Source organism: Serratia silvae, assembly GCF_023282985.1.
Taxonomy (GTDB): Bacteria; Pseudomonadota; Gammaproteobacteria; order Enterobacterales; family Enterobacteriaceae; genus Chania; species Chania silvae.
Genome location: NZ_JAGQDC010000005.1, coordinates 225,359 through 250,772, shown reverse-complemented (window position 1 = coordinate 250,772; position 25,414 = coordinate 225,359). Strand labels below are relative to the sequence as shown.

The following is a 25,414-nucleotide window of genomic DNA, read 5'->3' as shown; positions in this document are numbered from 1 at the left end:
AACATTCCGTATATTCATTGATTTATATCGGACGTAATTATGACTGAATTGCTAGCTGTTATCACCATAAGTATACTTGCTGTTATCAGCCCGGGGCCCGATTTTGCGATGGTTTCTCGCAACAGCCTGATGCTGTCGCGCCGCGCAGGCTTACTCACCGCATTAGGGATAGGGCTGGGGGTTTTAGTCCACGTTTCCTATACTCTGCTCGGCGTAGGGCTGTTGATCCAGCAGTCTCTCTGGCTGTTTAACGCCATCAAACTGGCTGGTGCCGTTTACCTGATTTATCTGGGCATAAAAATGCTTCGCACAAAAGCGGGCGGCGCGGTGACGGACAGCCGCATTGCCCCTTTGTCGGATCAGGCTGCTCTGCGCATCGGTTTTCTGACAAACGTGCTGAATCCCAAAACCACAATTTTCATTGTCAGCCTGTTCATGCAGGTCGTAAATCCTGAGACACCGCTTATGATCCAAGCCGGCTATGGGCTATTTATCTCGGTTGCGCATATGGTTTGGTTTGGCCTCGTGGCGCTTTGCTTTTCTGCGGGCGTTATCCGTGACCGCTTTCTGGCAGTGCGGCACTGGATAGACAGAGCCTTCGGTGGCATGCTGGTAATTTTCGGAGTGCTGCTGGCGGCGGCTAGCCGGACACGTTAATACCAGCATGACTGTAGCTTCATGGTTGGAAACAAAGCAAGGATTAAAGATGGAAATAAGCTGGAAGGCATTGAGGGGGAGCAGCCTCAGCGCGCAGCAGTTGCATGATATTCTTGCGCTGCGCATCGCGGTGTTTGTTGTTGAGCAAACATGTCCGTTTCAGGACATAGATGGACAGGATCTCCTTAATGGAACCCTGCACGTTGCCGGATACTGCGACAGTACGCTTGTCGCCTACGCGAGAGTGTTGCATGTAGATGATTCTACGGATGCGATCAAAATTACGCGGGTGATTGTAGATGGCTCCGTCAGAGGCCAGAAACTTGGCGTGAGGCTGATGGAAAAAACGATGTCCTCTATCAACCGTCACGAGCCATATAAGGCCATAAAGCTCTCTGCACAGTCTCACCTTGTCAGATTCTATGAGGGTATTGGCTTCAAGGCGGTATCAGATGTGTATCTTGAAGATGACATACCCCATGTTGATATGGACTATGCTGATTCGTAATCTATATCGGCTAAAACGGTCCGGCTCGACCTGCGTCGGGCCGAGCTCACCTCAGTTTTATTTATGCAGGAGGCAGTGAATTATCACCACCGCTAAATATTCAACCAGCCAGTAATCAGCGTGCAGCTCTGCCCACCAACCCAAGGCTCACCGTCAATAAAACGAATGCTAACCCGGCCATCTCGATGTAGTCGGGTGCCTTGTCGAACCTGGTACCCCTGTGCCGTCGAGCCACCATCGGGGAAGTTATTGGCCTTCAACAAACGGGCCAGGCACGCATTGGCACTGCCAGTCACTGGGTCCTCAACCAACTTGTCCCATTCAACCAGAAACGCTCGCATTTCATAATCTGCTGGCTCACCTGATGAATAGGCACCATAAATCACCACGCCATCAACTTGATGATCAGTTTGCAGCTTCTTAATCATGGCTTGATCCGGCCTCATCGTCAGGCAGGATTGAGCGCTTGGCATACGTACCATCAGCCAGCGAATACCCATGTCGGCAATCACCGGTATCGTATCGGCTTCAATAACCGCAGGCTGAAAGGCGGCCATTAGCTGTTCTCTTTCCTCAGCAGTAAGCGTTCGAAGCGTTACCGCAGGTGCGGCAAACGCCAGCGTTCCTTCAGGTGAAATATTGACCGCAACCAGACCAACCCCGCACTCTTGCATCACCACACCCGGCTGTTTGGTCACCAGCCCAGCCTCCAGTAATGCATGGGCCGTGCCCAATGTCGGATGTCCGGCAAAGGGTAGCTCTTTTTCGGGGGTAAAAATGCGCACCTGATAATCGGCTAGCGGATTAGTCGGTTTGAAAACAAACGTCGTTTCCGAAAGGTTGGTCCAGCGAGCTAGTGAAAGCATCTGCATTTCATTCAAGCCCTCTGCTTCCAGGATCACCGCCAAGGGATTACCCTGCAATGGCGAAGTGGTAAATACATCCACCTGTTTGTAGGCGCGAGGTTTCACATCATCTTTTCTGAGCATTTGCCGTAATCCGCTAGGTATAAGGCTTGATGATAGCGCTATTAAATGACTGTCATCAATTGCTAATACCTTAAATTGGTTGGCTTTTGTGATACATTCGCACTCATTGAGATAGCCACGGCAACACCAGAGAAGTGTGAACAGTTCGACTCCCCGGAAATTAGCAAAGGAATACTACATGCAGAGTTTATTTTCGTTAACCGCTGGCGCCAGTGTGCGTTGGCACGATTTGCCAGGCCAGGGTATCCCGATTGTGTTTATTCACGGGCTTGGGTGCGCTTCTTCTTATGAGTATCCACGCATTGTGGCAGATCCGGCATTTAGGGGACGACGCGCCATACTGATTGATCTTCCTGGATATGGTTTTAGCGATAAACCTCGTGATTTTGATTACAGCATTACTCATCAAGCAGACGTTGTTATCGAAGTGATTAATGCATTGAAGCTGTCACATTGCCATCTCTATGGTCACAGTATGGGGGGAAGCATTGCGATTGAAGTGGCAGAACGATTGGGTGAACGAATAGGTAAACTGGTGGTTTCGGAACCTAACTTTCGTGCCGGTGGCGGCGTATACAGCCGCCTACTGGTGGAGAGACCAGAAGCTGAATTTATCTCGCAAGTGTACGACGAAATGCTGGCAGACCACACATCCCCCTGGAAAGGTTCGGCCCAAAATGCGGCCCCCTGGGCAATGTGGCGGGGAGCCAAAAGCCTGATTGATGGAGCTTCACCGTCATGGATGGAGACCTTCCTCAATCTGTCCTGTTCACGCGCACTGATTTTTGGCGAACAATCCTTACCGGACAGTGATTTTGAGTATGTCAGCCATCAGGGCATATCGGTAGCAACGGTGCCACAAGCAGGGCACTCTATGTCCTGGGAAAATCCGTCGGCACTGGCCGTGGTGTTACAGGAGGAATTTAACGATTGATTTAACGCCATCGGTTATCATCCAAGCCAATAGAAAAACTTTCAACAGATGCTAAATTTTACCGTTTGCCGCCGATCATCAAGTTCTACAAACTAAGCGCGTCTGATAGAACCTTTAGCCCTCAATGATGGAAAATCGCAATGTTGAAGAAATCCCTATCCTGTGTGCTGTTGCTCGCCACCTCAAGTTCAGTGTTTGCCGCACCTCAAACGGAAAAACAGATAGCCGACATTGTGAATCGCACCGTTGCGCCATTGCTCAAAGAGCAGGGCATTCCCGGCATGGCTGTGGCGGTGATTTATCAGGGCCAGCCTTACTACTTTACCTGGGGATTGGCAGACGTTGCCGGCAAGCAACCCGTCACGCAGCAGACCTTATTCGAGCTAGGTTCGGTCAGTAAAACGTTCACAGGAGTGCTGGGCGGTGATGCCATTGCTCGCGATGAAATCAACCTAAGCGATCCAGCTAGCAAGTACTGGCCAGCGCTGTCGGGCAAGCAATGGCAAGGTATCACTTTGCTGCACCTGGCAACCTATACCGCCGGTGGCTTACCGTTGCAGATACCGGAAAATGTCACCGATGAAGCATCGCTGCAAAATTACTATCAAACCTGGCAACCGCAGTGGGCTCCGGGCACCAAGCGCCTTTACTCGAACGCCAGTATTGGCCTGTTTGGCGCACTGATGGTCAAACCATCAGGCATGAGTTTTGAACAGGCGATGACCAAACGCGTGTTCCAACCGTTGAAGCTATCGCAAACCTGGATAAACGTGCCGCAGCAGGAAGAAAAGCACTACGCCTGGGGCTATCGCGATGGGAAGGCGGTTCGCGTTTCTCCGGGCATGTTTGATGCCGAAGCCTATGGCGTGAAGTCATCGATAGAGGATATGGCAAGCTGGGTGCAGGCCAACATGGCGCCTGCCAACGTGAAGGATGCCTCGCTGCAGAAGGGGATTTCGCTTGCCCAGTCGCGCTACTGGCATGCCGGTGATATGTATCAAGGTCTGGGTTGGGAAATGCTGAACTGGCCGGTTAAAGAGAAAACCGTGGTTGAGGGTAGCGATAATAAAAACGCACTGGCACCATTGAGCGTCACAAAAATCACTCCTCCAGCGCCACTATCAAGCGCCTCCTGGGTACATAAAACCGGCTCAACCGGCGGGTTTGGCAGCTACGTGGCCTTCATTCCTCAACAGGATCTCGGCATCGTGATGCTGGCTAACAAAAATTATCCTAACCCTGTGCGGGTTGAGGCGGCTTATCGCATTCTTGAGGCGTTGCAGAAGTAATTGAATTAGACGGGCGCAGCATGTGCAGCGCCCCTACATTTTTAGCCCAGCAGTCTCAGGGGGCATATTGTCCCCTCATCTAACCCAAGTCCAAGTTATTTTCCATCACAAAAACCAGATCAATCACCTTAATCAAACTGACAGCCTAGCTCGCTCTGTTCTATACGAAGGGTGATTCTGGTTACTTAAAAAGCATTCGCTCACGTAAACCTTGAGCTTTATCATAAGTTTTCTGCATACCTGATTGATTATCTTGACCTATCATTAATTTGTGGCAACATTCAGACACATCTTATCTCGGACAAACTTCAGCAAAAATTGGTTTTGATCTTGATTAATAACCAAGAGTAATCAATGACCGTAACTATTATTATTGAAAGTTTATGCCACTTGGGGATAGGTTGGATATCATAAAGTATATTATTATTTTTCAAAGGGATGTATTTTCATGAATATAAAAAGTTTATTTTTATCAGTATCTATTTTGGGTGCCTTACTTCTAAGTGGTTGTGCTAGTGTCCCACTTGCAACAGAGCAAGAGTCCGTACAAGCTAAAAGCTTCACAACTCCGGATGAAAATAAAGCAGGTTTGTATATCTACAGGGATAGTTTTGTTGGCAAGGCGCTAAAAAAAGATATCTATGTTGATGGTAAATGCATCGGTGAAACAGCAGATAAAACGTTTTTCTACACACAGGTGACTGGTGGGGAAAAGCATAAAATTTCAACGGAGTCAGAGTTCTCCCCAAATGACCTGTCCATCTTTACTGAGTCTGGAAAGAATTATTTTGTCAGGCAATATATAAAGATGGGGGCTTTTGTTGGTGGTGCCGGCCTCAGTCAGTCGACAGAAGAGGAAGGGAAAAGAGTAATCTCAAAGCCAGGAGTTAAGCTTGCCAAAGAAGGACGTTGCGACAACTGATACGACCCGGTAAAAGTAGCAAGGTGCCGTTACCTTTAAAAGGTGGCACCTTAAACTCTCTGCTTTGGCATGCAAGTAGGGTGAATGTGGGTGAGCTAACGCACAATCAATGACCCTCAACTACCCCAACGATTTTTCAGGTAATTGACGGCCTGCTGGGTCTGTGGTTGATTGAGATAGTTCTCTCTGAACAGGATCGTGCCGTTAATTTGCGATACGGACTCGTTCAAATCCAGCTGTTTTTGTAGCTCCTGTACGCCACCGTTGACCATCCAATCTGGCTCATTCTTTGACGGAATCCCCACTTTATACAGCGCAACGCCAATATAAAGACGCGTATTGGTGGAGGTCACCACATTCGCCCACCATTTGGCGAGCACATCATAACGGGCCGCGTCGCGCGCGAAGGGCCAATACAGTTGCGGGGCAATGTAATCCAGTAACCCAAGCTGTACCCAACTGCGGGTATCGGCATAAGATTCATCATATGCCGCTGCACCTCGCGTATGGGAACCTGCCGCATCGTGTGAGTGATTACGCCATACACCAGAAGGGCTGACACCAAATTCAACGTCGGGTTTCAGCTTCTTGATAGTACGTGAAACTTGTCCAACCAATTGCTTAGTATTGTCTCGCCGCCAGTCCGCTTTGGCACCAAAATGTTGACCATACCTTTTGAAGGTCTGGCTATCGTTGAGCACGGACCCTGGTGACTCTGCATAGAAGTAATCATCAAACTGCACACCGTCAATATCATAGTTGGCGACAACTTCCGCCACGATGCTGGTGATCCAGTCCCGCACCTCCGGGATACCTGGGTCGAGCACAAATCGCTCGCCTGCGGTGCGGATCCAGTCGGGGTGCAGCACATAAACGCTGGCTGGCTGCTGCGATAATGTGCGGTTCAGTTTATCAATGGTTACTGGTTTGGTGTTAACGGACACCCGATAGGGGTTAAACCAAGCATGGACTTTCATACCACGCTTGTGGGCTTCATCCAGCATAAACTGCAGCGGATCATAGCCTGGATTGTCGCCAATATTCCCCGTCAGCACATCTGACCAAGGTAAAATTTTTGATGCCCAAAGGGCAGTGCCATCAGGCTTAACCTGGAAAAAAACGGTGTTGATACCCAGCGTCTTCAGTTTATCCAGCTTGCCTTGCAATGCTTCCTGCTGTTGTTGAATGCGGATGGCTGGGCTGCTGGCGTTGAGCGATGTCACTGGTGGCCAATCGAGGCGGGAAACGGTTGCCAGCCAAACGCCGCGCACCGGTTCCTGGCTTTGCCGTGATTTATCCGGATGCGGTTGTTTTGCCACCGAAGGCAACGGAGTGACTAAGGATTTCGCAGGCTCGTTGGTGCAACTGGCTAGTGATAGCACACCGGCAAGAAGTACGCCTAGCTGTTTAACTTTGGTAAAGCTCTGAGAACAGGCGATGATTCGCTCCGGCTTCTATTGATTACTCACTGGGGATATCCCCAACACAATCCTATCATTCTCTTATTATTAGAATTTTAGTCAATACCGCTAGGGCAGATTGATCGGACGCCGGCCTATTGTCGTGACCTGCTGCATCGATCCCTCTCAAGGAGTTGGAGTACGGCCGTTAATCTGCCGTTTAAATCCGTTACACTATTATGTCCTCTATACCAAGGGTTTCACCGTTGCCGTGACTCACCTGTCCGATAAAGTTCTCTATCTCAGTAAGTTATGTTTCAAGCGTTCTCTGCTAACAAAGTAGTTCCTTCAATTTAACTAAAGAAAATTTTATGAATAAATGCCTGTTCGCTGTTTTCCCCGCCATTATTCTGTCGGGCTGTGCTGCCACATGGGAACCGTTAGGTACGCCAACACTGCCCCTTCAAGAGGCGAATAACCTTTGCGATACTGAGTCATTAGCTCAGTACCCGGTTAAAAATGAGGTCGCTACCAGAAGCGTTGAAAAGCAGGTTTCATTGAAATGCAATAAAGATGACGATGGATGTAACAGTAGTGGTTATAAATATGAAAATAAACTAGGCGTTGAAAGCTACCCCTTGGACGTTAATATAAATAGCCGGAAAGCCGCATTTACTGCCTGCATGGCAAAAAAGGGTTGGAAAAACACCAGCTGGCTATAAATAACAGGCCGCGTTTCTGAAGTCTGCATTTTTGATGCAAAGAGCTGTGCTCCAGGCTGATACAACGCCCGGAGCACAAAATGGGATTTTGCGGGTAACGAAATCTTTGGTGGGGACCGAAAATGCCACAATTTATTTAGTACACTCCTCTTCTGTATCAACTCTATCGCAGATCACCTCTACACCAGAAAACGACACCTTACCAGCTCCCTCTCCCTGTGGGAGAGGGTTGGGGTGAGGGGCCAGTAAAGCCAGTGTTTCAAGCCGTGCCGGGGTCAAAGGCACTCTTGGCTGCGGTATGGGCCAGTCAAACAGATGTCGAGCCGCTGTGGCGCAGATTTTCCCCTGGCAGGCCCCCATACCGCAGCGACTATGCAGTTTGGTGGCTGCCCAGCCCGTTGCGGCATCAATCTCCCCCAGCGTTACATCCTCACAGCGGCACAGTAAGGTGTCGGCTGCGCCGAGGGTTTTCAGCGTTGGGTTTAGCACAAAGGTCTGGCTGACTGCGGCGGCAAAACGCTGCCATATGCTACGTTTTGCCAACAATGCCTGAGCACGTACGATATTACCGCTGGCGGCATACCCGGCAATTGCGCCTTCCGCCAAGGCCAGTTCACTTCCCCCCACACCGGTGCATTCACCCGCCGCATACAGGTTGGCCACACTGGTTTGTTGCAATGCATCAACGGCAATGGCCGCATTCTCTATTCTGCATCCCAATAGCATGGCCAATTCGATATTCGCCACCAGTCCGAATCCACAGGCAAGTCGATCGCAGGCGATTGTACGAACCTGCTCCCCTTGTTGGACGCGAACTGCGGTCAGCCGCTGCTCGCCTAGCGCTTCCACTACATGGCTATTGAGGCGATAGCGGCGGTTAATTAAGCGTAATGACTGCCGTACTTTCGCTGGCCAATGCCACAACCCAATGGCGAATCTCGCCAGGCGTTTCATCGAAACTTGTTCGGCCAGCAGTATGACCTTACCACCCGCTTTGGTGACGCTATCGGCAACCGCCAGTAGCAACGGTCCGCTGCCTGCAATGACAATCCGCTCGCCTTGCAGCGATAAGCCATTTTTGATCTGCGCCTGTAAGCCGCCAGCCCCTGTCACGCCCGGTAGCGTCCAGCCAGGGAAGGGCAGTAACAGCTCGCGCGCGCCGCAACTAATATCAAAGTGCTATTGGTTTTGTGGATTTTCCTTTGGTGTTGCAATTATAGATGAAATAAGCAATATAACAAGAAATACAGATGATAACTTGTTCATCAAGATAGTATCTGATGGTGGATTGTTGCAGATAACTATCAACCCCCGGCACAATGCAATACTCACAGCCTATTTTTGCAGCAAGCAGCGCACGAGCCAGTCTTGCTAAAGCTGAAACGCTTTAAGGATGTTAAATGTCGCGAAAATCGTCTCTTATTATAAAAATATTATTATCTAAAGTTCGCAATTAGTGCGCCACGCTCACACTCATCATTGCCAACATGTAACAGTAAATGCTCCCCGGGGTTATATCCCTTTTGCCTAGAATCCAATGCAACACCTAATAAAAGAGGAACAATAGCTGCACCGACCTCACCTATATACTCGATAGGATGCCAAATATTATCAATAGACACGGGCTTGTCATGGCGACTAAAGCGAGACGTGGCAATCGTCATCTCATTAAATTTATAGTATTCACCATTAAGGTCGGAAAGTGACAAATTGATCCGGTTTAGTTCAATTCCTGAGTCTGCAACAGCAGATTTTAATGCTTCTGTCATTCCTGTTGCTCTAAAGGGTAAGTCTGTTGTAAACACTGTTGATGGCTCATTACCTTCACCAAAGCCAGTGATATGTAATGTTGATTTTGGAAATTTTTTGCCAAGTCCTACAAGAACTGCGGCTCCGGCTTCACCGGGGAAAAAACCATTAGAGTTATCTGTTGTATAAATACGACGATGTCCAATATAATAGTCGAAAATCTCGTCCTGTAAGTAGCTGTCCGTACCAGCGATAATACAACACGGCACTTGCTCATCAAGCAACGTTTCTGCTGTCAACTTTAACGCATGGATCCCCGATATTTGCCCTGATGGAATAATTTTTGAGTATCTATGATGGGATAAATTCAACTTACTTTCCACTATGTTCAAAAGGTTGTCATAATCGCTCAACCGTTTTTTATGGGGTAAAGAAATACCGAGGAAAATTGGGATGTGGTGATGCCATTCAACAGGGATAGCTTGCAAGCATTCCCAAATAGCGGGTGCGGCAAGATTGACGAATTTATATAAACTATTCCACCATTGGGGAAGGTTAACCTTAGCTCCGCGTAATTTATCTGTACTGCCAATGTATTCTGATATATTAAGCTCCTCGACACCGCTAATTCCTGCCCTGATAGCGGCGCAGCTGGTGGGGGAATTAAAACCAACCGCAGTGACCATCCCTGATGCTAAAACAGCTAGTGGTTCCATAATAAATCTCCTTTTGACTCACTATTCTTTTGCAAAAACCTATGAACTACTATCAGATCTTGTTACATAACTCCAATAAACTGGAGTAATGTTTTTTATGCGGAGAATATCTAATTCTATACCATGAGCTAGACATTTCGCCCACAATCACTTCCTTAATTTCATGAAGGCTTTTCTTAATTGGCAGAACAGCTCTGGAGGTCATAACCACTCTTCCCAGTTCGGGCTCGATTAAAATAGTGTCAACCATACTTTGAAGCTGCTTATCAGAACCTACATGGGGAATAAAAATAACCGGGATCTTTTGTTGCGGTAGTTTAAATTTGAGAACGGCATTTTGGGAGAAATTTAATAACGATACAATCTCTCCCCCCTGAGGATAAGGTATTTGTTGGTCTGGTGGTGTAGATTGAAAAAAACGATAGTCAAAATCATCAGGGCAAAACGGCATGATGTTTTGTATCCAGTGATCATCATAGGTACCTGCATAGCGGCTGCGTATCGGCCATGATCGGCCCACAGCACCTAAAGCCATCGGGCGATAATGACCACCAGGGGTACGGATTGGGTTACCGATTTCTTCGGTGTTAGCCAGCAGGGTACCCGCTAACTTGGTTTTATGATGAGAATAACCTCTTCCCACTGGGTTATCTTGATAAAAATAAGGATGAGTGAGCTTGGTGTTATCTATCCCGCCAAACGCATTATCATAGGAGACCGGCATTTTAGTAAATGGCTGTTGCGACGACGGTCTAAAGGAAATCACTCCAGGCTCCCAATAGCGATCGCCCTTAACCATAAATCCTTTACTCAACAATGTATTGTTCTGATTATTGACTTGCAACAATACCGGCACTTCTTTAACCGGCCTGTCAGAGGGTGAGTAGGCGCAACCATTAACCAGTACATCGCAACATGGTTTAAATGTTGCGTAATCGCCCTCATATAAGGTAGCAGAAAACCCCGGTTTGCCAGTAGAAATATCTGCCTCTATTAGGGGGGTTTGCATGTCAGCCAGAACCAAATCCTGCCCAGAATGCGGTAGTTCCCAGGTGACTTTAATGATGACAACTAATTGTTCCCTACCATTTTTATCAAAACCAGGGCTCCAGTCTACACTATACGGGGTTGTGTTATTAAAAAACATGCTGACCTCCTTTCGCCATTAAATATCAGTTAAACGATAAGGATGTTTTATTCTCTTTTTTAACTCTTTTGGGGGAACCAGCAAAGGATTATGATGATAATCGACTTGTTGTAAAAAACGATCACAAAAATCAATCAGCTCTTTATTACTATACTGACTTCCCAGCACCAATATTTCTCGCGAAACATAATCGCCAAACCATATCAATTCATCCGGCTCTGTGAATAAAAACTTAAAGGGGTCAATCTCTTTTAGTTTATAATTTTTTTGCAGTTGATTGATGTTTTCCTCCAGCCACTGTTTGAAAAACAACCTCCTATCCTGAGGTAAAATATGTAATGCCAGAGTGATTAATAAGGAACATTCATCCAAAGCATCTGATGGACTGTAAGACTCAAATGTATAATTCTCATCATTTTTTAGATAGGAATTATAGGCAATATGATAATGACCTGTTAACCCTGCATATCCCGCACACCATAAAACCCCATCAACAGGCCCTTCAAAGTCATCACGATCAAGCTCAAAATCCCCTGCAAGATAGTATGGATTGATATTGGCACAATAGGCTGCCTGAGCGATATTTTCAAAAATATCTTTGTGTTCGGTATAGTTTATCAGTCTGGCAAGTATCCACTCATAAATGCCATTCATTAACAGTAACCTTGCCCGTAGTGATACCGTTGCTAACTTTTCAGTCACCTGTTCTCCATAATGAAAGTCCAGATTTTCTTCAACCTGAGAGTCATCCCAGACATAATCAATGGGCTCATGACCCAAATTTTGCTGATTGATATAATCAGGAAAAACATAATCCATTTTATGTCACCTTTATAATTGATACGGAGTGCCAATGAATCCTTTTTGGATCATATCCTTTGGTTCGTAAAGATATTGACTCTTTGTATGATCCACCTGTTTTAGCATGTTTTGTTGTATTTCAAGTAAATTGGCATTGGTATAATCAAACGCCATATCAAAAAAAAACTCACGAGGGATAAAAGCATCCTGAGATGAATCATAACCATCGATAGGCTCATTTTTTCTGTCTACTGATTTATTGGGGAAAAGCGGGATTGCTCTGCCAAGACAATCGGCCAGCCAATGATCAAACAATTCATTTTGTTCTGTAACATGTCTGGCCAGCATAATAAGATTACATGCTCTGTGATGCAAACCAAACCGCGTTCTTATATACCAATCACGGCTGAAAAATGAAAATCTAAGTAATTTCCATATTGGACCTTCAATAGTATCAGAGGCTAAATATTCCTCTCTTTGATAAAAATTTCTTAGATAATGTTTATCAATAAGCCCAATATATTGCGCTTCAATAAAAGATTTCTCTTCATTCATATCCTTTTGTGAGGCGATTTGCCGATGATCTTCTAAGCGCCATGTAATCCATTCGGCAGCAGCAGTAGCAAATCCCATCACGGTTTTAAAATTTAATTTCAATAATTGAAGCATCAAACGTGGATTCCTTTCCTCCAAAAGATGATACTCAATATTATCATTCCACGCATAACTGACCGGTTTATTTGAAATGTCGTGCTCAATAAAAATTTTTGGTTTTTTAATCATAATATTTACTTTATTCCCTCACCAGTTGCTGATGTAACGTCCTCTTCAAGATCATTATAATCTTTAAATTTCGCGTCTTCTTTAATAGATTTAGGATTATTTTCTTCATCGCATATATGTATATCGATGTCACATGCTTCAGATACCTTTTTCATTAATTCATAACAGTTACGGCAAGGCATGGTTTCTTTGCCAGGGTTTGGCCAGTTTATCTTAAAAAGCAATTGATTGGCACCGGTTAAGCATCCTGCTTTTCCTAGCGTTGTCAGGATTGCGGATTCTGCATGACCGGTACAGGCACGAAATTGCCCCATGACATTATTAGAATCAAATGGTTTATGATTTTTCAAGTTATCACAAAAATCGACCCCTTTGGCTGTTTTTGGTTTATTTCCTTTTATTTCCTTGGCCGTTGGAGCAAGTGCAATGCCTTGTTTAATCTGAATGAGTGACTTTCTTTCATTACTAGTTAATAAAGTCCGTCGTATAGTACCAGATATAGATGTTCCACTTAATTTATCCGTAACAATTTTAGAACATGGAGGGTAAACAAATGCTGTGGCAACAGTAACCTCTTCTCCTTTTTCATTTTTTTTCTCTGTCGCCTTTTCTACATGTTTTTCATTTCGTGTGTCCTTATTACCATCATCTAATTCCTTGCAATCTCTTTCTCTTGGCGGTAGGGGGCAAGAGTCCCCTTTGTTAGTGCCTGCCATAATGTGACCTCCACTCATTGTTATACGGTATTTTTATCGTTATGCCTTGAACCATCTAACTGTCTGGTAACATTTTTACCTTCAACTCTGACATCAAAACTCCAACCGGTTGCATAACATTTTCCTTTAATTTTTCCTGAAATAACCCCTTCTTTAAGCTGGTTGGTTGCAACCTCATTACCGCTGCTTTTTTTATAGTAAGATGTGTTTTTCAACGATATCGGCGCGCCTTTTATATTCACGGTTTTAGAGCCTTGCGCCAAAGTAGACGACTGACTAAAGTTAGGGTAAGGAATGGGTATCCCTATTTTAGGTGTGGGTGGCGGGGGGGGTGGAGAATGACAGATATCAATGGGTGGACAAAATCGTGTATCCCCGCTTTTTTTCGAGGAAACCTCCCGACCATTGGCAAATACTTCCTTAGCCATCAGTACTTCCCTCCTAATCCATAATGTTGTTGTTTACTGCCTTTGACACTGGTTGGCAAAAAGGTATGTGTGGGGTCGGATAATGCCAGCTCCAGTGCGGCCGCTTGCCTTTGCCGGCCACTTTGTAATAGCGTAAGCAGGTTACCGTCATTGATCGCGTTGCCGGCCAAATAACGTGTTCCGGCCTTGAAATCACGCTGATACTGCTGCCACCATTTTGCAACTAATAGCGGCTCGGGGATAGGTAAATTCTGTTCATCTTCGTCAATATTATCATCGTCATCGTCATCATCAAATAGCTCGTTATTGTCGTCATCTTCCGCTTGCTCCTTCACGAGATCGTTATACTCAAGATCCACTCCGGTTATCAGACTGAATGCTTCACCGGCGATCCGTGCCAGTTCCGGTTGCTCCATCATTTTGATTAACCAGCCGATGCCATCAACATATCCCGCTATACCGGTTGCGGTGATGGCGCTCTTGAAAAAGTGGCTTTTCGCTAAGGTGTAGATCAGCCGTTTACGGCCATCCGGAGTGGCAATCCGTATGGCCACTTGCAGTGCTGGTTGGTAATAGGCCGAATCTGGATGGAGGCAGCTCTCCAGCACCGGTAACGCATGATAGCGTTCCCCTAACAGGGCCAGTGACCAGGCAGACCAAAAACGGTAGGCCTGGTTTTCTGCCCGCAGGTAGTGAGCCAGTTCAACCTTCAAGTCATGATATTTCAGCTCACCGATTAACTGGATCACCCGCACCTTGAGTAAGGGAATAGGGCTTTGTAACAGCTGCTGTATCGCGACACTCGGCTTTTGCCGGTGTAGACCACAGGCGGCAACCCCCAAGTATTGATAAAAGGGACGGGTACTGTTGAGTAGCTGCTCAATAACAGGTTTTGCCTGCGCATAGTCTACCCATCCCAGCGCACCGATAAACATTTCCGCATTTTCACTGTTCACCGTTTTTAGCAGTTGTTGCTGCCGGCCTGGATCCTGGCTGCGTAATGCCATCACCATTGCGGGGAAAAGATACTCTTCGCCATCGGTTAGTTGAGTTTGGCAAAGTTGCCAGCCTGTTTCCCCAGCAAGATAAATCCCATCCAGATTAGCCTCCAGAGTGTTATCCAGCTCAACAATATCTTCCAGAGTGTAATCCGGGCGCTGGACAGCATCGGTATGCTGTAGCCATTGGAACCCGGCTTCATCCACATGTTGTTCCACAATGCTGCGGTTGATCATGGTGCTAATACGCTGGGGCGGGATCGCAAAAACCGGAGTCAAAGTTGCCTGCTTCATACTTGCTCATTCCTTTAGTTAAGCTCAACGGAGCCGCCCTGAATACGGTTAGCCTTTTTGGCTCGGCTTAGCAGGTATTTGCCTCGCAGGGTGATTTTTCCCTCTTTGGTGAGCGTAATGCTCGTTTCTCCGCATTGAATACTGATCCGCTCCGCCGCCTTTAAGCTGATAGCATGGCCATCCACCGTGAGTAGGTTGGGCGGGGAGAGTGGGGTAATATCAAGCTCAACCGGATCGGCCTCAATCACACCGGTGATCACCGGGTTGTTTTCCCCGGTCATCAACAGGATCACTTCCGCCCCGAGCTGACTTGGGGAAAGTTTTACACAAGAACGTGCCTCAAGGGGTTGTGACAGCTGCTCGGCATTCACCTCGACTATCGGGCATTGATGTTCATTAAAGGCGATTAAGCGCCCCAAGGTGGTGTAGGTAAACAGCGCCGGACGTGTTTTAGTCTGTTCCTTCATGGTTATTTCCTTAGTAACTATATTACTGGTGCGGTAGTGAGCAGGCTTTGCCACTCCTCGGGCTGCGTGAGTTGCAGGATAAACAGCCAGCCCTGTTGCTCAGCAGAATGGTTAATGAGTTGTGGTGCGCCCTGTAATTTTGGGTTGATTGCTATCACCTCGCCGCTGCAGGGGGCCAGAATATCCACTACTGATTTACGAGACTCCACACAGCCACAAGGCTGATCTTTGACCAACCTCTCGCCAACATTCGGCAGCTCAACATAAACGATTTCCCCCAGTAGCTGTTGCGCCGTGTCGGTCAGCCCAACCAGATAGCCAGAGGAAGGGTGACGGCGTATCCACTGAAAATAGGGCGTATATTTGTTTGGCTCAGTTTTCATGGATTTTCTTACCTTTTAACCGGATATCGCCACGAGCCTTAAAGGTTTGCTTAGCCGTGGTGGTGACGGTGAGCTCTTGGCCATTCAGGGTGATTTTGCCGCTTTTATCCATCACCAGTTTTGATTTTCCACACACGACGGTAAAGGAACTACCGGCTTGAAACTTAATATGCTGCCCGGCTTTAATAATATTGTTTTTAGCAACAACGGTGGTTTTGTTGTTATTGATATGCTGGCTGTAGTCTTTGCCGACCATCAGTTTTTTACTGACGCCGATCTGTGAACTCTGGTTTAACCCCACGGAGGTATTCATTAAGGCCGCGACCGAGACTTGATAAGCAGCACCAATCGTCAGGGCTTTGGCCGCACCGATCGTTTCTGCTTTGCCAATAAGGACGGTTTCTGCCTGGTTTTGCTTGATGAAGAGGGTCTGATTACCGCCAATGGTTTCAGTTTGGCTACCATGTGCAGTTTGAGTTTGATCACCATCAACGTTAACCGTTTGGCTACCATGAATGGTCTGATCCTGATTGCCATCAATGGCTTCAGTTTGGCTACCATGAATGGTTTGGCTCTGATCGCCACCAATCGTTTCGGTTTGATTACCCTGTGTGGTTTGAGTTTGATCACCGTCAATGGTTTCCGCCTGGTTACCGTGAATTGACTGAGTCTGATCTTTCTGGATTTCGATGGTTTGCTGACCGCCCACCGATTCGGAATGATCATTGCCGACTTCAGTTGAGCGGTCATTGAGAACCACCGTGTTCATATCCTTTTGACCACGGATATAGACTTCTTCCTCACCAGGTTTATCTTCAAATCGTAGAGCATTTGCTTGACTGGAGGCACCATCCTTAGTCCGACTATAAAATCCCATTTGGGTTGCATTGGCCGGTAAATCCCAGGGGGGCATATTGGCTTCGTTATACACCCTGCCGGTAATAATCGGCCTGTCTGGATCACCGTTGATAAAATCAACCACCACTTCATCATTAACCCGTGGGATCTGGATCCCGCCAAATCCCTGACCAGCCCAGGTGCTGGCAACCCGAACCCAGCAGGAGCTGGTATCATCACCTTTGGCCTCTCTGTCCCAATGGAACTGGACCTTTACCCGGCCATATTTGTCTGTCCAGATAGATTGCCCGGCAGGGCAAACCACTTTTGCAGTCTGAGGACCGTAGGTACGTGGCCAGCGTGCTACAACCGGGGGACGGTATTGAATGTCAGCCGGAATAACCATGAATTTAACGGTTTGATGTGTTTGCTGATCGTCACCGCTGGCATAGCGGTTTTCCCTCAACTCATAATGGGTTGAAATCACGAGATATTCTTTATTGTCATCTGCCTGTGGGGCTTTCAACAGATTAAAGGTGTGGCCAGAAGCGATCCCCAGGGCAGTTGCGGTACCACTTAACGTTTGATGTGAAGACTGCCATAGCTGTTGGCGAATGCGCGAATACTGTTCCCCTTGTCCGGCTTCTACATAATGTCCGGGCCAGTCATAAACATCAATATTACCCGGCTGTGGCGAAGCGGGATTTTGGCGAGCCTGTAGTAACACAGCATAAGGTTTACGGAAGTCATAATCATTCAGGCTGTACAAACCGGGGGTGACGCCACGATGAAGGCTCCATTGACTAATGCCTTCTTCGCTTGTAGTGCCACCAGAGGGGGTAGCCTGGTAGTTAATGGTTTCATAACCCGCAAAGGGTTTGTGATTGGCGTTATCATCAAGCAGTATCAACTTATGTTGTCCAGCTTGATGTTCAAAATAGTAATAGATTCCCTCAAGCTCCATTAAACGGCTAATGAAATTGAGGCTACTTTCTTGATATTGAACACAATACTCCCAAGGGGAGTAGCTTCCCATTAACTTATCTTCAACAACAACATTGTTCTCACTCAGTAATTTTTTAATGATCTCCGGCACAGATTTATGCTGAAAAACCCGCTGATTACGGTCATGCATTAAGGGCCAGAGATCCGACTCCATACGCAGGCGATAAAGCGTATAACGTGTACCACTCAACTCTTGGCTACTGATATTTACGCCAGTGATTTTACCATTGAGATAACGCTGGCTCGTCAATTGAGGTAAGGGGATGTTGATGGTGATTGACTCACTCAGCAGGGCCATTTCATCGAGTCTTGGCTGTTCGCTTAATAACTCAACCTCAAAAGTAAAAGGTTCTGATAGCTTTTCACAACCAGAGAGCGACCAGAATAGTAATGCATCAGATTGAGGGGTCATAGCGGTGATACGATCTGACATAATAAACTCCCTTTCCCAACATCCATATTATGATTCAAGTGTTAGGTATGTTAGCGTGCTCGCCACTCCAATTACCCGTGGCATATAATGATTGAGGTGCTCATCTATAACGTTCAGATTTATATTCTTATCAGCGTACTAATTTTAAATGTTTATTAGCCATGTCCCTGCATTTTCAATAGTAAATTTTTTCTGGCGCTGGTATTTATTAGTACGAATTTCTGCCTGATAGTGACCCGGGCTCAAATTCAAATAAATGAAGCCGTTGTTGTTTGGCGTAACATTCTGTTTGTTATCATTAATGTAAAGTTCTTCACCCGTTTGCAGTTTAAAATACACTACAGCTACCGGTGCTATAGGGGCTGGCGTTGAGGTGACTGCAGATTGTGGTTCAGCGACCGGAGCGGTTATCGAATTGTTTACCACTGGCGTGGGAATAGGAGACGAACTATCCCTGTTCAACCAGGTAATGATCCCAGCGATAAACACAACGGTAACACCTGCGCCAATCATCAGTGGGCGTAAGCGTGATGCATAAGTTGTATCCTCCTGCGGCATCACCACCGGCATCAGACTTGTTGTTGCGGGCCCGGTGCCGATAATTTCATGCTCGCTGGCAATGGACAAGTGTAAGAGCTCAGCCATTTCAGAGATTGTTTGCGGTCGATCTTCGGGCTTTAATGCTAATGCGCGATCGATCACATCCAGCAGGTCTAGTGAGTACCCCTTTGGACGGCGTTCGGTCAGTGGTTGGTAACCATCTTCGATGCTGCGCACCACGCTGACAGGAGGGGGACTCCCCACGATCAAAGTATGCAGTACTGCGCCGAGCGCATAGATATCGGTCCACGGCCCTTGTTCGCTATCGCCATTGTCAGTGTATTGTTCGATAGGGGCAAAACCGGGTTTGAGCATGATCCCCATTTCATCAGACAGGTTGCCGATCTCTTTGCGAGCAGAGCCAAAATCCAGCAAGACCGGTAACTGGTTTTCCTGAATCTGGATATTATCCAATGAGATATCCAGATGCAGATAACCTTCCTGATGGATGGTGTCAATCGCGCTGAGCAAAGTGGGCAGCAAATTGCGGATCCAGTTTTCGTTGATTTTCTCCGGGTGCTGAGTCCGGAACTTTTTCAATGTTGTACCACTATAAAACTGTGTTCCCATGTAGGCGGTGCCATTTTCTCGCCAAAAACGTAGCACACGGAGCAGTGCCGGATGAGAAAAACGGGCAAGCAAACGTGCTTCTTGAATAAAACTGTTCAACCCGGCTTGAAAGGTTCGGTTAAAGCGCTCACCACGCAGGCTGAGCGTAAAATCTTCATTACGCATAACCAACGAGGAGGGGATGTATTCTTTGATGGCGATAATACGCTCTAACTGATGATCATACGCACGATACACAATGCCAAAACCCCCTTCACCAATGACCTCTTTTATTTCAAACTCATTGAAACGATAACCAATGGGTAGGCTATTTGAATCTGGTTTTATTTTTCCGTTTCCTGACATGATAACTCTCTGTAATCAAATCGATGTGAATGGCCGATGTTATGCTTGAAATTGGCAGTTAAACTCGTTGCTCTGTAATGAAATATGCAACTGACGATAGCTGTGGGCATTAGCATTGGCGACCAATAGGGTAGAGCTTATTTGTGGTAACAAGGTGTTGGTGAGAATTGCATCGATCATACGTCCACCGGACTCGACTTCGGTACAGCGGCTGACGATCTGCTTCACCACGCTATCGTCAAACGTGCAGGTGATACCGTGGTTTTCTGCCAGACGGTGCTGGATGCGGCTCAGTTGTAAGTACACGATATTGCTTAATGTGGCATCGGTCAGTGGGTAATAAGGTACCACCAGCAAACGCCCAAGCAAGGCGGCCGGGAAGACCGACAACAGCGGTGGCCGCAATGCTGTGCCAAGCGCTTCTGGTTCCGGTAGCAAATCGGGATCGGCACACAGGCTGGCTATCAGTTCACTGCCAATATTAGAGGTAAGAATGATGATGGTATTGCGGAAATCGATACGCCTTCCTTCACCGTCCTCCATCCAGCCTTTATCAAATACCTGAAAGAAAATCTCATGCACATCAGGATGCGCCTTCTCGATCTCGTCCAGCAACACCACGCTGTAAGGACGCCGGCGTACTGCTTCGGTCAGGCGTCCACCGTCACCAAAGCCAACATAGCCCGGTGGTGCGCCTTTTAAGGTCGATACGGTGTGCGCCTCCTGAAATTCGCTCATATTGATGGTAATTACATTCTGTTCACCACCGTAGAGGGTTTCAGCCAATGCCAGTGCGGTTTCTGTTTTACCTACGCCCGAAGGGCCAGCCAGTAGAAATACACCAACGGGTTTGTTGGGATCGTCCAGACGAGCGCGTGAGGTGCGAACCCGCTGGGCAATCAGCTCCAGCGCATGGCCTTGACCAACGATGCGTTGATTTAGGGTATCGGAGAGCTGCAACACGGCTTCAATCTCATTTTTTACCATGCGCCCCAGTGGGATACCGGTCCAGTCAGAGATGACTGCGGCAACAATGTTGGCATCAACCGCGGCGAAAATAAGTGGCGTTTCTCCCTGTACTTCATCCAGCTGTTTATGTGTTTCTGCCAGTTTGCTGCGCAATTCCTCTTCAGAGACAGCCGCGTCCTCACGATAGCTCTCTTCAAATACGTTCTCTGCCTGTTCATTTTGTTGCCGATGTAATTGAGCCCGCAGATCGATAATTTGTTGGATTAACCCCAACTCCTGCTGCCAGCGCTCGGTCAACTGGGACAACTGTTCACCAAGTTCTGCAAGCTGCGCTTCAATCTCTACCGGGCGCTGTAGATTGCCAATGCCTATTTGGGCTTCACGTGAAGCCATACCCAGCTCAGTGTGTAATGCCTCAATCCGGTGGCGACAATCCTCCACCTGAGCCGGTTCAGCGTGTTGGCTGACGGCCACCCGTGCGCAGGCGGTATCGAGTAATGCCACCGCCTTATCCGGTAGTTGGCGTGCAGGAATGTAACGGTGAGAAAGGCGCACCGCAGCATCGACAGCTTCATCCAGCAAGAGAACGTGGTGGTGTTGTTCCAGCGGGCTGACGGTACTGCGTAACATCAACAGGGCTTTTTCTTCGCTAGGCTCATGTATCTGTACGACCTGGAATCGCCGGGTCAGAGCCGGATCTTTTTCGATGTATTTTTTATATTCTGACCAGGTTGTTGCGCCGATGGTACGCAGTTGGCCACGCGCCAGCGCGGGTTTTAACAGGTTGGCTGCGTCACCGGTTCCCTGCGTACCGCCCGCACCGATCAGGGTATGGATTTCATCAATGAATAAAACGATGGGCGTTGGGCTGGATTGCACTTCGGTGATCAAGGCTTGCAAGCGTTTTTCAAACTCGCCTTTTACCCCGGCTCCGGCTTGCAGTATGCCAAGATCCAGTAGGTACAGCTGGACTTCAAGCAATTGCGGAGGAACTTCACCGGTCGCGATACGCAGAGCCAGCCCCTCAACAACTGCCGTTTTACCCACGCCAGCCTCGCCAGTTAGCAGGGGGTTATTCTGCTGACGGCGCATCAGAATATCGATAATCTGACGGATCTCTTCGTCACGCCCACTGACGGGATCGATTTCACCATTGCGTGCACGTTCCGTCATATTTTGTGCATACTGCGCCAACACACTGCCGCCGGCAGGGGGAACGGGTGATGCCGGGTAATCTGACCCGTCTTGCTCCAAGGTGTTCTCACTGGAATTGGCGACAATCGTCATAAATTGGTCGGTCAGCAACTCGACATTAATAGTATTGAATTGCGCAGAAATGCCTTTGAGTAAATGGCGCAGGTTATAGGTTTTCAAAATACCAATGATCAGATGCCCGGTACGAATCTGCTTGGCACCAAATTTCAGCGAACCATAAACCCAGGCGCGTTCAACGGCGCTGTCGATATGTTCTGACATGTCTGAGACTGAGCTTGCCCCCCGAGGTAGTCGATCCAGTGCCTCAAGGATGTTTTGGGTGAGTTGCGTTTCATTGAGGGAGAAATAGTGGATAATTTGCTGCAAATCGCCATTTGGGGATTGCATCAACTGATGCAACCAGTGAACCAACTCAACATAGGGGTTACCCCGCAGTTTGCAAAAAGCCGTTGCGCTCTCCAGTGAAGTAAATAACAGGCTGTCCATTTTGCCAAATAGTACCGAACGACTGATTTCAGACATGGTTTTCCTCGAATCCAAAAATGGCGGAACGCTATACGGTTCCAACAAAAATAATTAGTAGGGTGTTTCCTGCGGTTCTGGGCTGAATGTCAGATCATTGGCATCATGCTGGCGTTGGGGATTGTCCATCCAGCTACTGAGCCCCAGACGGTGTGCACCGCCAAGTTGAGTACCGCTCAGTTGTTCATGTGCCAGAATCAACCGAATTTCCCAGACAAACTCAATGCCCAGGTATTGGCGCACCCAATCACGTAACTGCGTGCAGTACTCTGCACCAGGCAGAAAACGGTCATAATCCTGTTGCGACATAGGGCCAAGCTCGATGCGGAATTTATGCTGAATGTCACGCACGGCGATCCCTAAAAATGCAGACTCGCCTAAACGGGGAATCCCTCGTCCTGCCTGTAACCGAGCCTGTTCACGCTTTTCTATACGTAACCAGTGCGGGATGTTTTCCACGATGCGTACCGGCACGTTGAAATAATTTTGCAGGATCTTGCTCAGCCCTTCGGGATCGCGCCCGTGACGAACCAAATGACCTGCCATAAAATGTTTGGCGTGGTCATTGAGGCTATCGCATTGCCGCTGCGCGGGCAGACCAATCCCAGTCAGGCATGACAAGTATTCATCAAATCGCCGGTTATCAGCACGATCCAGAGAGACCGTCGGCTGTGCATCCGCCCAGGCGCGGTAGAATAAGGTGATCAGCCGATGATGAAACAGGTTGCTAAAGGCCAGTAGGGTCCGATCCTGATGGTGATGCAAGCGCTCGCGCACATACTCCGTCAGATGCAATGGCAATGGGCCGTTAGGACCGAACAGGCCAAAACTGAAGATAGATACCTCATACAGAGAGGTTCCCTCACGTTGGTTAACCTGCGCGAGCGTGGAGGGAGCAAAGGATAGTGAGGGTTCCTGGCCAAGACGTAGTAAATCATGGCTTGGCAGAGGCGCTCGACCTAGTAGATAGGGTTGCCCTCCTTGAGCATCAATACGCCGTAATAACTGGAATAAATCGTATTGATAGGGCTTTGCCTCCAGTTGTTGCCAAAAATTATCCGGCAAACGGCTAGGGGAGTCGATAGACGTTGATGGTGGTATGGCGTCAGCATCAGCAATGTATTCATTCATATCAGAGCCCTTTTGCCGATGCGTGCCTGCCACCAGGCAATCTCTCCCCGCTGTTGGCTGATCAACGTCATTTCCGTGAACGAGTTGATGGAAACCATACGTGAAAACAGACGCTCCAATACACCGCCAAGCAGATAAGCGCTGCCGCCCGAAAATGCTTGTTCATCAACGGTAAGATCGATAGCGATACCTCTGGCAAAGACGACTGGCCCTGGCTCTGGCGCCCGGCGGTATATTGGCCGCAGATGACAATGACGTATCCCGGTGATCTGTTTGGCGATAGCCGGTTCGCTCAAGTCGCCATACAGGCTGAGTAACTGGCGTAGGCTAGCTGCCCCTTGTTCTGGATCGGTATCCATCAGGCTTAAGTAATTCAGTTGTAAGTGACTGATTAATTGCCAGGTGATGATACCTTCACTCAGCGCCGCTCTGGGTGACGTCGGGCCTTTCTTCAGTGATACCTGCTTGACCGGGAGTGAGTCTGGCATAACGAAATGCCCCTGATCCTGCTGCAAGAGTGCCAATGGCAGATCGCGGCTGGTGCATAACACATCTGCGGTCAGATATTTTAGATCGCTTTGCCATGGCGATTGGCGCTCATCCACCAGTGAAATAAACACTTCAGAACCAATATAGCCGGTACGTGTTCCATAGCGGCGCGCACGTTCAGAAAGGGGGCGCTGCTCGCGGCGCAGCGAAAAATAGGCACCATGGTTATTATCATCGGCGCTCTGTGTCGCATAGAAATGGCGAAACTCCTGTTCATGTTGTTTTTCGCGTGAGCTGCCAATCAAACGTTGTACTGAGAAGATTTCATAGTCGAGTGGGCGAATGTTATCCACGACTAAATGGTATTCGTGATCCTTTTCGTTGACCGAGATGCGCTCAGTGATTTTGGGGAACAGATTGATAACCGGTGTGCAGTGCAACGCCAGATGATTTATGTCTACCACCTGCTCCAGTGCAGCATCCTGCTTATCCAGTAATAGGATGATTTCAAACTGCCGGGGCGCTTTTTTGCCCTCTGGTACGTTCTGTAACAACGGTTGTAAGCCACCGACGCTAAAGAACTGAAAGCGTGCAGGGAAGGCAAAATACTCCTGTAGCAGACGGTAGCCATCAAAGTTGCGCATATCATTGGGCAACAGTGCCTGTTCTGGCTCGAACCCCTCTTGCCGTAACCTCTGGAGCGGCAATACGTTTCGTATTGGCTGCGGCGCTACTGTCTGGCAAAGCAGGCCGACAGTATGTTGCATGATCAATTCTTGTAGTTGCTGAGCATGGATATCGCTGCCTGACAGATAGAACATCAGTTGGTCGAGCTTGAGGTTATTCAATGCGACAGTATCAAAGCATTCCAGCTTGATGCGTAATGCGCTGACAGCGCCGTTATGTTGCAATTTCAGGCTGGCCAACGGGATATCGGCCGGGATCCCGCCCAGTTCAACACTTTTGAGCCGTACCGGCTGCAATGTCACATCGTGCGCAGTGGTATAGCTACAGGTGACGCCATTTTTCTTCAGTATCTGGCTATCCATTACGGTTCCCCGCGGTACCAGAAAGCCTGCGCTGATATCACCTTTATTGCTGTCTGGCTGGATCTCGGCAATCGCCATTGACGGCGTGGGTGCCAGATAATTGGGGTAGATAATCTCCAGTAACCGTTGCGAAAAACGGGGAAATTCGGCATCCATCTTCAATTGTATGCGTGCGGTCAGGAAAGCCACCGCTTCTATCAGGCGCTCGATATAGGGATCGGCAATATCGATTCCCTGCATTCCCAAGCGCCCCGCGACTTTTGGATAACTTTCCGCAAATTCCACGCCAATTTCACGCAGATAGGTAAGTTCACGGTTGTAATACTCTAAAAGTTTACGGTTCATC

22 protein-coding genes and 1 pseudogene are annotated in these 25,414 nt (G+C 47.8%); 6 read left to right on the top strand and 17 right to left on the bottom strand.

The genetic code is table 11. The annotated features are described in order from the left end of the window. Window positions 1-39 precede the first annotated feature (39 nt). Both KAJ71_RS09160 and KAJ71_RS09155 read left to right on the top strand, forming a co-directional pair. Window positions 40-657: a LysE family translocator gene (locus KAJ71_RS09160; RefSeq protein WP_248945431.1), complete on the top strand. Its 618-nt coding sequence runs from the start codon at window positions 40-42 to the stop codon at window positions 655-657. A 49-nt stretch (window positions 658-706) separates the two neighbouring features. Beyond that, window positions 707-1,165, top strand: coding sequence for a GNAT family N-acetyltransferase (locus tag KAJ71_RS09155; RefSeq protein ID WP_248945430.1), 459 nt, complete (start codon window positions 707-709; stop codon window positions 1,163-1,165). Window positions 1,166-1,257: 92 nt separating this feature from the next. Here the strand turns inward: KAJ71_RS09155 and KAJ71_RS09150 are convergent, their stop codons facing one another. After that, the gene (locus tag KAJ71_RS09150) at window positions 1,258-2,154 is read right to left on the bottom strand and encodes a PhzF family protein (protein WP_248945429.1); all 897 of its coding nucleotides are present in this window, start codon (window positions 2,152-2,154) and stop codon (window positions 1,258-1,260) included. A gap of 178 nt (window positions 2,155-2,332) precedes the next feature. Here KAJ71_RS09150 and KAJ71_RS09145 point away from each other — a divergent pair, with 178 nt between their 5' ends. The 3 genes from KAJ71_RS09145 to KAJ71_RS09135 all read left to right on the top strand — a co-directional run bounded on the left by KAJ71_RS09145 (window position 2,333) and on the right by KAJ71_RS09135 (window position 5,299). Then, window positions 2,333-3,088, top strand: a complete 756-nt coding sequence (locus tag KAJ71_RS09145; protein WP_248945428.1) for an alpha/beta fold hydrolase — start codon at window positions 2,333-2,335, stop codon at window positions 3,086-3,088. Window positions 3,089-3,228: 140 nt separating this feature from the next. Further along, the gene (gene blaSFDC, locus KAJ71_RS09140; protein ID WP_248945427.1) at window positions 3,229-4,377 is read left to right on the top strand and encodes an SFDC family class C beta-lactamase; all 1,149 of its coding nucleotides are present in this window, start codon (window positions 3,229-3,231) and stop codon (window positions 4,375-4,377) included. A 448-nt stretch (window positions 4,378-4,825) separates the two neighbouring features. Next, complete coding sequence (locus KAJ71_RS09135; protein ID WP_059200813.1) at window positions 4,826-5,299, top strand: DUF2846 domain-containing protein; 474 nt, start codon at window positions 4,826-4,828, stop codon at window positions 5,297-5,299. Window positions 5,300-5,415: 116 nt separating this feature from the next. Here the strand turns inward: KAJ71_RS09135 and KAJ71_RS09130 are convergent, their stop codons facing one another. Beyond that, window positions 5,416-6,741, bottom strand: coding sequence for a glycoside hydrolase family 10-like protein (locus tag KAJ71_RS09130; RefSeq protein ID WP_248945468.1), 1,326 nt, complete (start codon window positions 6,739-6,741; stop codon window positions 5,416-5,418). A gap of 329 nt (window positions 6,742-7,070) precedes the next feature. Here KAJ71_RS09130 and KAJ71_RS09125 point away from each other — a divergent pair, with 329 nt between their 5' ends. Continuing rightward, window positions 7,071-7,421, top strand: a complete 351-nt coding sequence (locus KAJ71_RS09125; protein ID WP_248945426.1) for a hypothetical protein — start codon at window positions 7,071-7,073, stop codon at window positions 7,419-7,421. A 243-nt stretch (window positions 7,422-7,664) separates the two neighbouring features. Here the strand turns inward: KAJ71_RS09125 and KAJ71_RS09120 are convergent. The 15 genes and pseudogenes from KAJ71_RS09120 to tssF all read right to left on the bottom strand — a co-directional run. Beyond that, window positions 7,665-8,591: pseudogene (locus KAJ71_RS09120) on the bottom strand (FAD-dependent oxidoreductase); the annotation flags it as partial. A 266-nt stretch (window positions 8,592-8,857) separates the two neighbouring features. Further along, window positions 8,858-9,886 carry a hypothetical protein gene (locus tag KAJ71_RS09115; protein WP_248945425.1) on the bottom strand — a complete coding sequence of 343 codons (1,029 nt, stop codon included), beginning with the start codon at window positions 9,884-9,886 and terminating at the stop codon, window positions 8,858-8,860. Between the two features lie 52 nt (window positions 9,887-9,938). Continuing rightward, window positions 9,939-11,033 (bottom strand): DUF2169 family type VI secretion system accessory protein, encoded by a 1,095-nt coding sequence (locus tag KAJ71_RS09110; protein ID WP_248945424.1) that lies wholly within the window; start codon window positions 11,031-11,033, stop codon window positions 9,939-9,941. An 18-nt stretch (window positions 11,034-11,051) separates the two neighbouring features. Next, window positions 11,052-11,852, bottom strand: a complete 801-nt coding sequence (locus tag KAJ71_RS09105; protein ID WP_248945423.1) for a hypothetical protein — start codon at window positions 11,850-11,852, stop codon at window positions 11,052-11,054. A 12-nt stretch (window positions 11,853-11,864) separates the two neighbouring features. Next, window positions 11,865-12,617: a hypothetical protein gene (locus KAJ71_RS09100; protein ID WP_248945422.1), complete on the bottom strand. Its 753-nt coding sequence runs from the start codon at window positions 12,615-12,617 to the stop codon at window positions 11,865-11,867. A gap of 5 nt (window positions 12,618-12,622) precedes the next feature. Further along, window positions 12,623-13,333 (bottom strand): hypothetical protein, encoded by a 711-nt coding sequence (locus KAJ71_RS09095; protein ID WP_248945421.1) that lies wholly within the window; start codon window positions 13,331-13,333, stop codon window positions 12,623-12,625. A 20-nt stretch (window positions 13,334-13,353) separates the two neighbouring features. Then, complete coding sequence (locus KAJ71_RS09090; RefSeq protein WP_248945420.1) at window positions 13,354-13,761, bottom strand: DUF4150 domain-containing protein; 408 nt, start codon at window positions 13,759-13,761, stop codon at window positions 13,354-13,356. Beyond that, a complete protein-coding gene (locus tag KAJ71_RS09085) occupies window positions 13,761-15,053 on the bottom strand; it encodes a TIGR02270 family protein (RefSeq protein WP_248945419.1) in 1,293 nt (430 codons plus the stop codon). Before KAJ71_RS09085 ends, KAJ71_RS09090 begins: the two co-directional genes overlap by 1 nt. A 14-nt stretch (window positions 15,054-15,067) precedes the next feature. Continuing rightward, on the bottom strand, window positions 15,068-15,520 hold the full coding sequence (locus KAJ71_RS09080) for a DUF6484 domain-containing protein (protein ID WP_248945418.1): 453 nt from the start codon (window positions 15,518-15,520) through the stop codon (window positions 15,068-15,070). Between the two features lie 17 nt (window positions 15,521-15,537). Further along, entirely contained in the window at window positions 15,538-15,903 is a 366-nt protein-coding gene (locus KAJ71_RS09075; protein WP_248945417.1) for a glycine cleavage system protein H, read from the bottom strand. Continuing rightward, complete coding sequence (locus tag KAJ71_RS09070; protein ID WP_248945416.1) at window positions 15,893-18,178, bottom strand: type VI secretion system Vgr family protein; 2,286 nt, start codon at window positions 18,176-18,178, stop codon at window positions 15,893-15,895. Before KAJ71_RS09070 ends, KAJ71_RS09075 begins: the two co-directional genes overlap by 11 nt. A 144-nt stretch (window positions 18,179-18,322) precedes the next feature. Continuing rightward, the gene (locus KAJ71_RS09065) at window positions 18,323-19,693 is read right to left on the bottom strand and encodes a serine/threonine protein kinase (protein WP_248945415.1); all 1,371 of its coding nucleotides are present in this window, start codon (window positions 19,691-19,693) and stop codon (window positions 18,323-18,325) included. Between the two features lie 39 nt (window positions 19,694-19,732). After that, complete coding sequence (gene tssH, locus KAJ71_RS09060) at window positions 19,733-22,399, bottom strand: type VI secretion system ATPase TssH (RefSeq protein WP_248945414.1); 2,667 nt, start codon at window positions 22,397-22,399, stop codon at window positions 19,733-19,735. Between the two features lie 54 nt (window positions 22,400-22,453). Then, a complete protein-coding gene (gene tssG, locus KAJ71_RS09055; RefSeq protein WP_248945413.1) occupies window positions 22,454-23,530 on the bottom strand; it encodes a type VI secretion system baseplate subunit TssG in 1,077 nt (358 codons plus the stop codon). Continuing rightward, window positions 23,527-25,413, bottom strand: coding sequence for a type VI secretion system baseplate subunit TssF (tssF, locus tag KAJ71_RS09050; RefSeq protein WP_248945412.1), 1,887 nt, complete (start codon window positions 25,411-25,413; stop codon window positions 23,527-23,529). Before tssF ends, tssG begins: the two co-directional genes overlap by 4 nt. Between the last annotated feature and the right edge of the window lies 1 nt (window position 25,414).

Bases quoted from the DNA above. Each gene is read 5' to 3' on its own strand.
- KAJ71_RS09160 (WP_248945431.1), top strand. From the start codon at position 40: ATGACTGAATTGCTAGCTGTTATCACCATAAGTATACTTGCTGTTATC.
- KAJ71_RS09065 (WP_248945415.1), bottom strand. From the start codon at position 19,693: ATGTCAGGAAACGGAAAAATAAAACCAGATTCAAATAGCCTACCCATT.
- KAJ71_RS09150 (WP_248945429.1), bottom strand. From the start codon at position 2,154: ATGCTCAGAAAAGATGATGTGAAACCTCGCGCCTACAAACAGGTGGAT.
- KAJ71_RS09100 (WP_248945422.1), bottom strand. From the start codon at position 12,617: ATGATTAAAAAACCAAAAATTTTTATTGAGCACGACATTTCAAATAAA.
- tssH (WP_248945414.1), bottom strand. From the start codon at position 22,399: ATGTCTGAAATCAGTCGTTCGGTACTATTTGGCAAAATGGACAGCCTG.
- KAJ71_RS09105 (WP_248945423.1), bottom strand. From the start codon at position 11,852: ATGGATTATGTTTTTCCTGATTATATCAATCAGCAAAATTTGGGTCAT.
- KAJ71_RS09145 (WP_248945428.1), top strand. From the start codon at position 2,333: ATGCAGAGTTTATTTTCGTTAACCGCTGGCGCCAGTGTGCGTTGGCAC.
- tssG (WP_248945413.1), bottom strand. From the start codon at position 23,530: ATGAATGAATACATTGCTGATGCTGACGCCATACCACCATCAACGTCT.
- KAJ71_RS09070 (WP_248945416.1), bottom strand. From the start codon at position 18,178: ATGTCAGATCGTATCACCGCTATGACCCCTCAATCTGATGCATTACTA.
- KAJ71_RS09135 (WP_059200813.1), top strand. From the start codon at position 4,826: ATGAATATAAAAAGTTTATTTTTATCAGTATCTATTTTGGGTGCCTTA.
- blaSFDC (WP_248945427.1), top strand. From the start codon at position 3,229: ATGTTGAAGAAATCCCTATCCTGTGTGCTGTTGCTCGCCACCTCAAGT.
- KAJ71_RS09090 (WP_248945420.1), bottom strand. From the start codon at position 13,761: ATGGCTAAGGAAGTATTTGCCAATGGTCGGGAGGTTTCCTCGAAAAAA.
- KAJ71_RS09080 (WP_248945418.1), bottom strand. From the start codon at position 15,520: ATGAAGGAACAGACTAAAACACGTCCGGCGCTGTTTACCTACACCACC.
- KAJ71_RS09095 (WP_248945421.1), bottom strand. From the start codon at position 13,333: ATGGCAGGCACTAACAAAGGGGACTCTTGCCCCCTACCGCCAAGAGAA.
- tssF (WP_248945412.1), bottom strand. From the start codon at position 25,413: ATGAACCGTAAACTTTTAGAGTATTACAACCGTGAACTTACCTATCTG.
- KAJ71_RS09155 (WP_248945430.1), top strand. From the start codon at position 707: ATGGAAATAAGCTGGAAGGCATTGAGGGGGAGCAGCCTCAGCGCGCAG.
- KAJ71_RS09085 (WP_248945419.1), bottom strand. From the start codon at position 15,053: ATGAAGCAGGCAACTTTGACTCCGGTTTTTGCGATCCCGCCCCAGCGT.
- KAJ71_RS09075 (WP_248945417.1), bottom strand. From the start codon at position 15,903: ATGAAAACTGAGCCAAACAAATATACGCCCTATTTTCAGTGGATACGC.
- KAJ71_RS09115 (WP_248945425.1), bottom strand. From the start codon at position 9,886: ATGGAACCACTAGCTGTTTTAGCATCAGGGATGGTCACTGCGGTTGGT.
- KAJ71_RS09110 (WP_248945424.1), bottom strand. From the start codon at position 11,033: ATGTTTTTTAATAACACAACCCCGTATAGTGTAGACTGGAGCCCTGGT.
- KAJ71_RS09125 (WP_248945426.1), top strand. From the start codon at position 7,071: ATGAATAAATGCCTGTTCGCTGTTTTCCCCGCCATTATTCTGTCGGGC.